The 13,661-nt window shown below is 35.3% G+C and carries 10 protein-coding genes; 5 read left to right on the top strand and 5 right to left on the bottom strand.

Annotation, left to right across the window (positions count from 1 at the left end):
- Positions 1 to 277 precede the first annotated feature (277 nt).
- Positions 278 to 775, bottom strand: a complete 498-nt coding sequence (locus ACFIMI_RS03785; RefSeq protein WP_375611965.1) for a GatB/YqeY domain-containing protein — start codon at positions 773 to 775, stop codon at positions 278 to 280.
- A gap of 212 nt (positions 776 to 987) precedes the next feature.
- Between ACFIMI_RS03785 and carA the strand changes: the two genes are divergently transcribed.
- Positions 988 to 2,184 carry a glutamine-hydrolyzing carbamoyl-phosphate synthase small subunit gene (gene carA / locus ACFIMI_RS03780; protein ID WP_375628787.1) on the top strand — a complete coding sequence of 399 codons (1,197 nt, stop codon included), beginning with the start codon at positions 988 to 990 and terminating at the stop codon, positions 2,182 to 2,184.
- An 869-nt stretch (positions 2,185 to 3,053) separates the two neighbouring features.
- Here carA and ACFIMI_RS03775 read toward each other — a convergent pair.
- The gene (locus tag ACFIMI_RS03775) at positions 3,054 to 4,274 is read right to left on the bottom strand and encodes an MFS transporter (RefSeq protein ID WP_375628786.1); all 1,221 of its coding nucleotides are present in this window, start codon (positions 4,272 to 4,274) and stop codon (positions 3,054 to 3,056) included.
- Between the two features lie 758 nt (positions 4,275 to 5,032).
- Here ACFIMI_RS03775 and ACFIMI_RS03770 point away from each other — a divergent pair.
- Positions 5,033 to 5,872, top strand: coding sequence for a DUF1460 domain-containing protein (locus tag ACFIMI_RS03770; RefSeq protein ID WP_375638346.1), 840 nt, complete (start codon positions 5,033 to 5,035; stop codon positions 5,870 to 5,872).
- A 1,292-nt stretch (positions 5,873 to 7,164) separates the two neighbouring features.
- Here the strand turns inward: ACFIMI_RS03770 and ACFIMI_RS03765 are convergent.
- Positions 7,165 to 8,073, bottom strand: a complete 909-nt coding sequence (locus tag ACFIMI_RS03765) for a cation diffusion facilitator family transporter (protein ID WP_375668332.1) — start codon at positions 8,071 to 8,073, stop codon at positions 7,165 to 7,167.
- Positions 8,074 to 8,839: 766 nt separating this feature from the next.
- On the opposite strand from ACFIMI_RS03765, the gene ACFIMI_RS03760 reads away from it, so the two are divergent.
- Positions 8,840 to 9,649 (top strand): TrmH family RNA methyltransferase, encoded by an 810-nt coding sequence (locus tag ACFIMI_RS03760; RefSeq protein ID WP_375606935.1) that lies wholly within the window; start codon positions 8,840 to 8,842, stop codon positions 9,647 to 9,649.
- Between the two features lie 280 nt (positions 9,650 to 9,929).
- Here the strand turns inward: ACFIMI_RS03760 and mnmA are convergent, their stop codons facing one another.
- Positions 9,930 to 11,153 carry a tRNA 2-thiouridine(34) synthase MnmA gene (gene mnmA, locus ACFIMI_RS03755; RefSeq protein ID WP_375692260.1) on the bottom strand — a complete coding sequence of 408 codons (1,224 nt, stop codon included), beginning with the start codon at positions 11,151 to 11,153 and terminating at the stop codon, positions 9,930 to 9,932.
- Positions 11,154 to 11,543: 390 nt separating this feature from the next.
- Between mnmA and ACFIMI_RS03750 the strand changes: the two genes are divergently transcribed.
- Positions 11,544 to 11,819: a DUF1153 domain-containing protein gene (locus tag ACFIMI_RS03750; protein ID WP_273790817.1), complete on the top strand. Its 276-nt coding sequence runs from the start codon at positions 11,544 to 11,546 to the stop codon at positions 11,817 to 11,819.
- Between the two features lie 139 nt (positions 11,820 to 11,958).
- On the opposite strand, the gene ACFIMI_RS03745 is transcribed toward ACFIMI_RS03750, so the two are convergent.
- The gene (locus tag ACFIMI_RS03745; protein ID WP_375606932.1) at positions 11,959 to 12,345 is read right to left on the bottom strand and encodes a flagellar export protein FliJ; all 387 of its coding nucleotides are present in this window, start codon (positions 12,343 to 12,345) and stop codon (positions 11,959 to 11,961) included.
- A 564-nt stretch (positions 12,346 to 12,909) separates the two neighbouring features.
- On the opposite strand from ACFIMI_RS03745, the gene ctrA reads away from it, so the two are divergent.
- Positions 12,910 to 13,611 (top strand): response regulator transcription factor CtrA, encoded by a 702-nt coding sequence (gene ctrA / locus ACFIMI_RS03740; RefSeq protein WP_273790819.1) that lies wholly within the window; start codon positions 12,910 to 12,912, stop codon positions 13,609 to 13,611.
- Positions 13,612 to 13,661: the final 50 nt, after the last annotated feature.

Here is a 13,661-nt window from a genome sequence, read left to right as displayed (position 1 = left end):
TTTAACAGTGCTGACAATAGATCTTTTTAAAAAAGTAAAAACTCTATAATCTTTTTGTTTTTTAATGGTCTAACAGCTTTGAAGAACAGAAAAATATAATACTTAAAAGAATGTTTATTGCTCTATAAGAGCCAAAAAAATTTCGTTGATATCAAAAAAATATTTTTTTGATAATAGTATGTATATAAAAAATAAATGATATTTATCAACATCCTACTGACTTACAAAGGCGACGCACAATAAAAAATATTTTCCAATCCCCTTGAATTAACAAGATCTATTGCAATTTTTGACGAAGACTATTGCACACTTTAGAAAAATTCATTTGCCCCGCATACCGTTCCTTAAGCCATGCCATCACCTTACCGATATCGCGTAATTTTTCTGCCTTTGTTTGTGCCAAAGCTTCACAAAGAACCTGTTCTACTTCCATCTCCTTAAGTTGATAGGGAAGAAATTCACGAATAACTTCTATTTCTGCTTGTCCTCTCTCTGCCAATTCCAAGCAACCAGACTCTTTATAGGCTCGCATCAATTCTTCACGCTGTTGAAGCATTTTAGTGAAAACAGACTGTATCTGCTGATCATCCACTTCTAGCTTCCCTTCATCATAATAAAGAATATCACGATCCCTAACTGCAGCATTCATTAAACGAAGTGTAGCAAGACGCGCACTATCTTGCGCTTTCAAAGCAGCCCTAAGAGCCCCATCAATCTGGTTACGCAACATAAATTTATCCAATTTTTGTTCAAGAAGAAGATGCCTTTTAACCAATCTTTATCCATCTTGCAATGGAGAATAAAAAATAATTAAGGACTCGATCTTCGAAAAGCTAAACAAGACTTTACCTCTTCATGGAATGTACTTATACTGCCTACTTCAAGCGAAACGTTACCAGAATAATATACACAGCATCTGCTAAAGGTATGATTTTTGTGTAAAGTTGATCATTATACCTTTCAGAGAATAAATTGTGGATACATACTATGATACAAGCGACTTCACCCAGCCACCCTTGGAGTATCAAAAAACCGACAGCCCTCTTAGTCTTAGCAGATGGAACCGTTATTGAAGGCAAAGGAGCAGGTGCTACAGGTATAGCTGAAGCTGAAGTGTGTTTTAACACCGCCATCACAGGCTATGAAGAAATCCTCACAGACCCGTCATACACACAACAAATCGTTAATTTTACTTTTCCTCATATAGGAAATGTAGGGGCAAATAGCGAAGATATTGAAGATCTCTCTCCTCTCAATTGTCATGGTGCTGTTGGCGCTATTTTCAAAGCAGACATTACACATCCCTCAAATTATCGATCCAATGAAAATCTTCATCAATGGCTTAAAACGCGTAAAATTATTGCACTTTGTGGTATTGATACACGTGCACTCACAATTCTTATTCGTGAAAAAGGTGCACAAAATGCTGTCATTGCACACGATGCTAATGGAAACTTTGATATTCCTTCTTTAAAGAAACGTGCGCAAAAATGGCAAGGTCTCGTCAATCTTGACCTTACGAAAGACGTGACATCTCAATCATCAATGCAATGGAATGAAAAACCATGGAGTTGGAATAAAGGATACGGTACAAACAATGTGCACAATCTTCATATCATTGCAATTGACTACGGTATTAAACGTAATATTCTTCGCCTTATGGCAACACAAAAAGCACGCATTACTGTTGTGCCTGCTCACACAACTGCAAAAGAAATTCTGGCAATAAACCCTGATGGCGTTTTTCTTTCTAATGGACCAGGAGACCCCGCAGCTACGGCTCAATATGCCATTCCAACAATCAAAACATTAATTGATCATAATTTACCAATTTTTGGAATATGTCTTGGTCATCAACTTCTCGCTCTTACGGTTGGTGCAAAGACCGTGAAAATGCACCAAGGACATCATGGTGCCAACCACCCAGTTAAAGACCTTAACACTGGAAAAGTTGAGATTGTATCGATGAATCACGGTTTTGCCGTAGATTCTTCCTCTTTACCACAACATGTTCAAGAAACACATATTTCTCTCTTTGATGGTTCAAACTGTGGTATTCGAATCATTGGAAAACCTGTTTTTTCTGTTCAATATCACCCCGAAGCTTCTCCTGGACCACAAGATAGCCACTACCTCTTTCAGCATTTTAGTGATCTCATTATGAATTATAAAAAAATATCTTAAAATAAAAAGCCTCACCTTTTAACTTCTCTCCTTTAAATTATATCATCTTCCTACGCACAATTATATTATTTTTATACCTACAACTTATTGAATAAATATTCTTATTGATCATTCTAAAACTAAAAAGAGCGCTCTGAATAGCTTAAATTTTTCTCATTCCTCTCCTCTTAAGGTCGTATCCATCAAAATCATTGGTTTCTCCCCCCAAGCAAGATAAGTGGGTCGATAAAAACCATTTTTAAAAAGAGTAAAGTGCCTAATATTCAAATAAGCATTTGATTCACAATACAATTTTAAGCATTCTATTGTGCATGAGAAACATAATCCCTCCTAAAGAATAAAAAAATTAAAGTGTGAGACAGTGCAACAAATCTCTACTTTTTAAAAGATATTGCCGTAGATGGTTTTGAAAACTGTAAAGCCGAATAAAAAAGTAATAGCAAAACAGAAAACATCTTTTCAATTTTACAACTTTATATTCTTCCAAAATGAGGTTTTCTTTCGATTCCAGAAGTGATGCCAACAAATATAAGCAATATTTTACTTCCAATTTGCCATATAAAATTTGGAATTGTTCATACAATACTGATACATCTAACTCAGATACGTTTTAATCTTTGTTTTCAATATGCTGCTGCATTAGCACTGGATATTAATTTGCAAGCAATAGAAAAAATACGGACTCCCCCTCTACAAACAATATCACAAAATAAAAAAATTATTTTTACTAAATGAGAAGGATATATCGATATTTTATACAACACTTTGTGAAACAAATATCACAAAAACTTTCTGCCTATAAAATGATACATTTTGTTTATCTTGTGCATTCTTTAGCAAAATAGTACGTACCAGCCCCTCTCAACAAATTAACGTACCCGCAAGACAAAAATAACTGTCGCAACAACAAGAAGAAAAAAGCCTCCAACAAAAGGAGCACCAGAAAAATAAAACAGTGCATTTTTATCTGTAAAACATTCAAAAAGAAACACATAAAAAACAGAACCAAATGTTAAACTCAACGAAATAACAGATGTCATCGCTCCTTGCAGTTCTCCTTGTACATTTGTCGGTACCTGCGCTGAAGCAATAGCACGTATAGGTGCATGAACAAGATACTCAAGCATAGTACACACACAAACCATATAAACCATCCACCCCTGCGTCGCAAATGTATAACCCAGCATAGCAACAGAAGCAAACAAAAGCCCTACTATAACAATATGCCAATCACTCCATCGTTTAGAAAAATAAGGCAAAATGAGAGCGACTACAATAAATTGGCCTATCCCAAAAACACTATAGGAGAGTCCAATAGAAAAAGAACTCCAATCATAGCGTTCTTTTGCAATGAAAGCCCAAATGCTTAACCATACAGATTCCGCAAACCAATAAAGAAAAAAGACCAATAACACCCAAAGAACCATCGGGTATTGTTTCAGATGCCAAAAAGCACCTAAGGGATTTGCCCGCTTAATATCAAAAAAGCGCCTATTCCATAAAGAAAGGGTTTCTGGAAGCATAACCCAAGAAAAAATAAAATTAATGAGTGAAAAACCAACAGCAAAATAAAACGGAATACGCGGACCAAACTGACCTAAAAAACCACCAATAAACGATCCTAAAATAAACCCCAATGCGGATGCAATGCCTAACAAACCAAAATTGCGTGTACGGGTTTTATCATCAGATATATCCGCAAGATAAGCTGTACAAGTTGCAAAACTAGCGCCACTTATCCCTGACAAAAGACGCCCGATAAATAACATAGAATAGCTCCATGCTATAGCACATATGAGATTATCAAGAGCAAAGCAAATAATAGAGAGAAGCAAAATAGGACGACGACCATAACGATCAGAGAGATTGCCAATAACAGGAGCAAACAAAAACTGCATCACTGAATAAGCTGCAAGTAATTTTCCTCTTTCTACAAAAGATGTACTGACCTCTTTTCCAGTTAATTGAGAAAAATATTCAGGCAAAACAGGACAAATGATCGCAATACAAAGAATATCTAACAATAAAGTGATGAACACTAAAACGAGCCCACGCTGAACAAATTTCGGATTGAGCATTTGGTCTGGCATAACATACACACTATTTTACGCATACAATGACTCCCCCGCTCTCTTTTAACTCCCGTTTCCTTTTAAAAGTATTCTATACCGTATACTTTTCACATACAAAATAATAACAAAGTAAAAATTTAAGTAAGAGTCAAGATAAAACTATAAAATTACGTTTTAATTGGTATATATTTAATTGCTATCTCATTGTCAAAGAATAAAAATTTTTTTGCATTATACGAACAAAATATTTGTGCGACAAACTCATGAACAAAATTTCATGAAACACAAAGTATTTCCAATAGTTTTAGAGACATTATGATGAATTTTATCAGACATCGTTTCCCCCTCTCATCCCACCGTTTTCAGGAATCTCAATTCCATCAGATACGTTAGATATACTATAGTAATTGAAACCTTTTAAAAGATAAGCTCTTAAAAAATTTTCTTACCCTCAGAATATGCTATAAGGTTAAAGCAGCATTACCAGAATAGCTTAACAACGTAAAAAGCTCATCATATTTTTAAAAGTATTTATTTGACAATAATTTTGATTAAAAAATAAGTATATTATAGAGAAAGTTCTTTAATTCTATAATCTTAGAAAATATTCATATCGCTTGCAATTTGTGGAACCTTATTTTATCTTTATATTCATTGATACTCTTAATGATTGTATGCTACCATTAAATCTAACGATGATCATGATAAGCATTTAAAAAAATAGCACTTTTAGAAATAGTTCGTCATGAATTTTTAATTCAAAAATGGTGTATAAAATGCGAAAAATATCCCTATTAATTCTCATATTAATGTTGGTAACAGGATGTGATGTTCAGGATTCTGATTCACAAGAGAGTATTTTAGAAAATAAAATAAAAACACAACAAACAACCAACGTAAACCTAGATCCCTATACTCTAAATAAATTAAATACTCTTCTCAAAAAACGTTCAGAAACAAATTATCAGGAAAAAGGGGCACTAATTGACTTTCTTTCTGAAGCTTTTTTAGGGACACCTTACCAAGCAAATATGTTACATGGCTCAGAAAATACACCAGAAAAACTGATTATTGACTTTAGAGGCTTAGATTGCTTCACTTATCTGGATTATGTTGAAGCATTGCGCAAATCAACATCCCAAACAGAATTCATAAATAACGTCATAAAAACGCGTTATATTAACGGTAATGTTGATTTTTTAAATCGGAAACATTTTTTTACGGATTGGGCTTATAGAGAATATAAACTCGCCACTGATATTACCGCTGAAATAAGTCCCCATGCGGTAAAAATAGAAAAATATCTCAACAAAAAAGCTGATGGTGAAAGCTATCTACCTGGGTTGCCAGTTGTGAAACGCACGATAACGTATATTCCAAGTAACTTTATTAATGAGGAGGTTATAGGTCGTTTACAGTCTGGTGATTTCATTGGTATTTATACGAAACTTGCTGGATTGGATGTAACACATGTGGGCTTCTTTATCATGACAGATAAAGGGCCAATGTTAAGAAATGCTTCTTCACGAAAAGAAAACGAAAAAGTCGTTGATTCTCCTTTTATGAATTATGTTGAAAAAACACCAGGAATCATTGTTTTAAGAGCTCTTGAATAACATCATAGCGATATGAAATATCTTCTCTATTCTTAAAATATATACTGTCGTTATTCAGGTAAACATCTAACTTCGTTCAAGCTATACGGATATAATATATTTGTTTACAGTTTTAAGAGAAAAAAGTCGTTTTGATCTAACTTTGTTTATAGGTATGACAAAATCATTTTTGGAGAAATCACGGATTTGTAATCACTTTTACTGGTTGAAAGATTAAAGACAGAAAAGACTCTATTATAGTATCACGCTTTCCTTTCATATTCTCAACCAAGAGTTATCTTTAGATTACCGCTAATCTGATCTTTACGAATATAACGCAAAAAACACAAACGAACGTTTGTAAAAATAAGTAAAAGTAAAGCCAGATATGTTTGGTGTTGTTTCATAAAGTATTTTATAAAAATTCAATCTACCTCTCTAATTTATTGCATATAAATTTTTGACTTTATAGCATTGTTTTCCTTATAAAGTCTTTGCTTTTTGTTATTGTCTATCAATTAAAATAGCTCTAATGTAGAAGCATATTTATGATTAGGATGCACCAATACTGTACGAGTCCTTGTAAAATTTTGATGCCAGATTGGAATGAAAATATGAAAGCATCAATTAAAACCAGTTTCTATCTTTAGCATCATTCTTTAGTTCAGCTTTGCGATTTTCTACAGCAACGACAATAATATCCTTCAAAGAGTAGAGACATGAGCATTATTTTTTTTCATTCTTTAATGAGTCCCCATCCTTCATGCAATAAAGAACACTCTAAACAGAATCCATTGTATCGATAAAACAATACATTTATTAGCAACAATAATGATGATTAATCTATGATCACAAACTTTAAAACCCTATTCATAACTTTTATATAAAATTTATAATTAAATCTCATTAAACTTATTACGAAGGCTTCACTCCTCTTCGCCCTAAGAGACGAAACATCTACTCCTGAAAGTCTGTAAACAATCCGTTCTCTTAAGTGGATTTAAGCTGCTAACCATTTCATGAGATTCACTTACAAAAGAATACAGCAGTAAGTCCTATTTTGAATATTTACTCCATACTCTAAAAACACTTAATAGATCAATTTTATATGCCTTATCTCACCACACCTTAAATGACAGTGTTTTAACGAAATAGAATAAATCTTGCCTTAAATACTCTGTTTAACCTTGTATACTTGATTGATGCAAAAATAAAATGAACAAAAGAGCATCATCGTATTTTCGAAAGGTATGAATCGCTCCATCATAAAAAAACAGCCCTTATAACATAACAGACAATTTGAAAAAATCTTTTTATATAAAAGGGATCACCGTTGTACCGGGAGGCAATTTTGCCTCATCTTCAGGCTCGACATGAATAGAAATACGCACATTATCAAATTCTTTTTGAAGAACAGCTTCGATTTTATCACAAATTTTATGTGCTTCTCCTACCTGCATTACAGCAGGCACAACCAAATGAAACTCTATAAAAGTAACCCTCCCAGCAACACGCGTCCGTAAATCATGGACCTCAAGCGCACCCGATGCATTTGCAGAAATCAGCTCCCGAATCCGCATGCTTTCATTCAATTCAACGCCAACATCCATTAATCCCTGAACAGCACTTCTAATCACCTTCCAGCCCTGTAAGAGAATATTAACGGCAACGATTATCGCTAAAATTGGATCTAAAGCTCCCCATCCTCCGACAAAACCGGCAATCAAACCAATTAAAATTGCAAGCGACGTAAAAACATCTGTTATAAAATGTACTCCATCAGCTTTAAGAGCCGGTGAGCGATGGAGTTTTCCCTGCCCAATAAGAACCATTCCCCACATACAGTTTATGACAGTTGCAATAAGATGAATAGCAAGCCATATTCCAGGTTTCTGCAACAATTTAACGGTAGAAAGAGCTATCCATGCTTCTCTTAAAATAACAATTGCCGCAATAATAATGAGTACCCCTTCAAGAATTGCGGAAAAATATTCCGCTTTATGATGCCCAAAGGGATGATCATGATCTGCTGGCTTCATACTCACTTTAACAGCCCACCATGCTGCCAATGACGCAAGGATATTAACGATTGATTCCAATGCATCAGAATAAAGTGCAACCGAACCTGTGATGTGATATGCCCAATATTTCAAAGCAAAAACAATACACGCAATAAAAATAGAGTATAAAGTTAAGCTTTGTATATTGATTTTTACATCCATGAACCTCATCCTTTTCTTCACGAAATAGGGAATTAATATTTTCAACCATATCATTATACTTTTGGCATAACGACGATCTTTCCTCAATATTACAGAAGCTTCATCATACAATAAACGCTTCAGCTCACCATTATTATCGTAAAAATTGCTCAGTTACACGAACAGCACCAATAAATAAAGAAGAGAGAAAATAATAGAAAGAAGAGCTTTCCCAAGAGCAATCAAACACATAACCTTCATTATTAATCGTTTTCTGAATAACTTAAAGCCATCTCACTTCTCATAAACGAAAAACTTGTTTTTGCTCAAATCTATCATAATCATGCATTTTTTTAGTCTTATGATGTGCATTATAACCCATCTATAAGCCATCTTTGCACCTTAGAAAAAATATCTTAGCACTCTACGGTAACCTTACAGGTCAACTGGATTTCAAAATATGATTTACTAAAAAATTTAGATATAAAAAGAAGAACAATAATTACCCTCAAAAAAAAAAGAATCTGGGCATTGGGGACCCAGATTCTTTTCCCTTAGAAATTAAGGGCATACAGAACTTGGGAAATAGCGGGGACCCAAGACACTGCACCCGATACAAGAAAAATATATGATTCCGTATCAGTACTTTTACTGTATACCTATGGTTGTATATTGTCAATACAAATTCTACCATAAGTTTTAAAAAATATTTTTTTATCTCTTTTTTTTAAAATAAAACAAATTCAAACATCTGGAAATCATAAGAAAAAAGCACTAAAAATCTCGCATGCATTTGAATATCATAACAATCAATGAAACAGATGATCCACGCCTAAAAGCCTATCATAATATCCGTGAAAAAGATCTTGTTGGACGGCAACATCAATTTATTGCTGAAGGCAAAGTAACATTGTCCGCATTACTACACTCAAAAGAGTTTTCTGCCATCTCACTGCTCATCGTAGCAAACCGTCTCTCTGGACTTCTACCGCTTTTAGAAAAAACACAGCCCCTATGTCCCATTTATTGCGTTCCACAAAAAGTTATGGATAATATCACCGGCTTCCATGTTCATCGTGGTGTTCTGGGTATTGGTAAACGCAAAATACTGCCATCCTTACAAAGTTTTTTACAATATCTTCCAGAAAAAGCTTTGATTCTTGTTTTATGTGGTATCTCGAATCACGATAATATGGGATCAATTTTTCGTAATGCAGCAGCCTTTGCCAGTAATGGCATTATTGTCGACAAAACCTCATGCGATCCACTTTATCGCAAATCAATAAGAGTTTCTGCCGGCGCTGCTTTAAAAGTACCCTATACGCAAAACGCTGATATAGATGACATTATAGCTGCTCTAAACGATGAAAACTTTCATCTTTATGCACTCTCCCCTTCTGCCTCACACACTCTCAAACAAGCCAACAAAACCAAAAGAATAGCACTTATTTTTGGAACAGAAGGCGATGGCTTACCACCCCATATACTACAACAATCAAACACCTTACGTATTCCCATGACTGACGGTTTTGACAGCCTTAATGTTGCCACAGCCTCAGGTATTGCACTTGCCCATTTTACTAACTTTGACCCCTAAAGATGATAACACTTCAAGTTATAGAACATATCCAATGTTGTGTGTTATCTACCAGTCTCCAATAATATTACCGTTCCCTAGCCTTTGAAAGCATTGATAAAAAACATTTTCACATTTTCTTTATCATCATTTTCCACACCCTAACCCCGCTTATGAAATGCAGAAGATATAATTTTGATGGATTCAATCATAAAACAAACTTTCAATGAGAAAATTTTCCGGAAGTCTCTCATTCAAGTTTAAGATTAAAAAATATCATTATAAATCAATTAACTATGCTTTATAAAGCTGTTGTTTTTAGTTCTGAGGAAACAGAATCTTTTGTTTCAAGATTGCATAAAACGCGCTTCAACATCATTTCAGTATCGGCTGCACGTTCTGAATGTGTTACAAATCCTCCCCCAAGAATACGCGCCTCATGACCATTTCCATCATAAAGAACGCAAGCTTGCCCTGGTGCCACACCATTTTCACATTCCAATAAATCAACGGAAAAAATACCTTCTTTATAATGTAAGCGCGCAAGGTGAGGAGGACGCGTTGAACGCACCTTTACAGCCACCTCAATACCTTGAGAAGGGAATTTATCTAACGGTTCATCACCAAGCCAATTCACATCACGTAAAAAAAGCTTATGCGTTTCTAACATTTCACGCGGTCCAACAATAACACGTGCATTTTCCACATCGAGATAAATCACATACAGCGCTTCACCCGTTGACACCCCAATACCACGACGTTGACCAACAGTATAATTAACAATTCCCGAATGTTTACCTAAAATCTTTCCATCAATATGGACAATAACGCCAGGATTAGCTGCTTCTGGACGCAGTTTTGCGATAACATCTGAATATTTTCCTTGTGGAACAAAACAAATATCCTGACTATCATGCTTATTGGCAACCACAAAGCCCATTTCTGCTGCCATTTCACGAACGCGGGCTTTTGGAAGGTCACCAAGTGGAAAACGCAAATAATCAATCTGTTCTTGTGTCGTTGCAAAGAGAAAATAACTCTGATCACGATCATTATCGAGAGGACGAAAGAGTGCTCGATGCGCTCCGTGGGAACGCGAACGAATATAATGTCCCGTAGCCAAAGCATCTGCTCCCAATTCGCGTGCCGTTGTTAATAAATCAGCAAACTTAACCGTTTGATTACATGCAATACATGGTACTGGGGTCTCTCCATGAGCATAACTTTCTGCAAAAGGATCAATAACAGCTTCGCGAAAGCGCTTTTCATAATCAAGAACATAATGCGGTATTCCTAGTGTTTCTGCAACGCGGCGTGCATCCTCAATATCTTGTCCTGCGCAACACGCCCCCACCCGATGCGTTGCTTCCCCATGATCATAAAGCTGCAACGTAATGCCAATAACATTATACCCTTCCTTTTTCAAAAGACCTGCAACAACCGATGAATCAACCCCCCCCGACATTGCAACAACAATGCGAGAATCCTCAGGTTGTCCTGGTAAATCAAGACTGTTTAAAAACATGTATTCATTCTCTATTTAATGCTCTGTTTAATGGCTAGCCATATGTTGACATTCTGATGCACGCTCTTTAGCACTTTTACACGATTGATTGTCTTTATATTATTTTTTTATCCTTTCCACAACCATAGGCATTACTTTCTTAAAAGCTGCTGCAAACAAAAAAAGAATGATGGAAATAAGGCATAATGGTAATCGTTTAGGAGAAAACCTTTTTTCTCTTTTGAAAAATCCGGTAAAATATTGCAAGAATCTCTTCTACACACTTCAACTTGAGCTTCTTTTTACATACCCAATCACTTTATTAATTTTTTCTTTCAGCGCTTTTAGCTCTTTTTTAAATTTCATGCTCTATAAACGAATCAAGTCCTTGACTAAAGGTAGAGGATACGAATGAGCAACTTGATAAAAACACAAATGAAATATGTTATTGGGCCAGATGGAAGTCCGCTTACAATTGCCGACCTACCGCCGCAAACAACACGGCGCTGGGTGATTCGTCGCAAAGCTGAAGTTGTTGCGGCTGTCAGAGGTGGATTGTTAAGTCTTGACGAAGCGTGCCACCGTTATACTTTGACTGTAGAAGAATTTCTTTCATGGCAAAGTTTAATCGATGAACACGGTTTAGCGGGATTACGAACGACCAAGATTCAACACTACAGGCATTAAGTTGCCATTGATTAATAACATAAAGCAATCTATAAAACAGCCAAACTTGATAAAAGTTTGGCTGTTTTATACTATATCCAAAAGATAAACCTGAAAGAATGGATTTTTCAATAATTGCTTTTATCATCCAGCCATTAAATTAGCCAACCATTGAATTAGATTGAATCAAAATATCCTTATCATCCGCAGCAATCTTCTTTTCTCGTGCTTCCAAAAGCTGTGCACGTTGCAGCTCTGTATTAGCTTCATGGAGAGCAATTTCAGCATTTGTTTTTTGAAGTTCTAAATCACGAATTGAATTGATCAGATTATCACGTCTTTGCCGCGCTGCACGCGCAAAAGCAGAATAAGCAAAATGGTGAACATCATTGTTTCCAGATTTACGTTCTTCATGAGTAATCTGTGCTTCCAACTCTAACACCATTCGTTCAAATTCTGCGATCATCATCTCAAGCTGTGCAATTTCACGGCGCTTTCCACGCACTTGAAACATCCTTAATCGCACCATATTTTCTCGTGGCTTCATACTCACTACTCCTTGATTGCGCCAACTCAAAACTCGCATTCACACCCAATAAATATCTTTTAGTTATATATCTATCCGACAAAAACAGTCTATTAACTTGAAATTATAATAATTTTTGCCTTTCATTAAAGCATCTGAAAATACAATCTGCTTTAATAGAGCAATAACTATTTCTTTAACTTTTCCCCTATTATAAACTGAAGAGGTTTAAAGCTCAGTAAATAAACACTGAAATTGTAAAAAAGTAATTTATAAAGCTCTTTTACAAATTTTTTTAAGTTAAAGTTTATAGAAAAAGCCCTCCTTTTTTATTATGTTAAAAAATATAGGATTTTTCTAAAATAATTTTGTGGCCTCTTTCAAAAATAAAAATATTTTGTTAACCACTATCATGGATAGTGGGGAATTTAGTAGTGATTGTTACGCGTACTACTGAAATGTTCATAAACGCTTTGTTATAAGTGTTTGATTTAATGAATTGTTTTTATAACAGTGGTTTTGCTAACTGATATAAAATAGAAATGCTCCTTATGATTCGTGAAGGAGCAAAGTGAGGGATCTAAAATGCGCGTATTATTAATTGAAGATGATAGAGCAGTTACTCAAAGCATTGAGTTGATGTTAAAGTCGGCTAACTTTAATGTTTATATCACTGATCTGGGTGAAGAAGGTATCGATTTAGGAAAACTCTATGATTATGATATCATTTTGCTTGATCTGAATTTGCCTGACATGTCAGGGTATGATGTCTTGCGGACTCTAAGGTTGGCAAAAATAAAAACTCCTGTCCTAATCCTTTCTGGTATGAATGCCATTGAAGACAAGGTTCGTGGTTTTGGCTTTGGAGCAGACGACTATATGACGAAGCCTTTTCATAAGGATGAGCTCATTGCACGTATCCATGCAGTTGTTCGTCGTTCAAAAGGACATGCACAATCGGTTATTGTTACCGGAGATCTCACCGTTAACCTTGACACAAAAACTGTCGAAGTTGCAGGGCGCCCTGTTCACTTAACCGGTAAAGAATACCAAATGTTAGAGCTTCTCTCTTTACGCAAAGGCACCACCCTTACCAAGGAAATGTTTCTCAATCATCTCTATGGTGGAATGGATGAACCAGAACTAAAGATTATCGATGTTTTTATCTGTAAATTGCGGAAAAAATTGGAAGCAGTCTCTTCCAGTGTAAATTACATTGATACAGTTTGGGGACGTGGTTATGTATTACGTGATCCAGTTGAAGAGAACGTACGAAAAACCGCTTAAGCAGTGAACATGCATATTGTAAAATCTCGGAGTGTAGCGGGCCGAGATTT

This window comes from Bartonella sp. AP4SXKL (assembly GCF_042195845.1).
Taxonomy (GTDB): domain Bacteria; phylum Pseudomonadota; class Alphaproteobacteria; order Rhizobiales; family Rhizobiaceae; genus Bartonella.
This window is presented reverse-complemented; position numbering and strand designations above follow the sequence as displayed.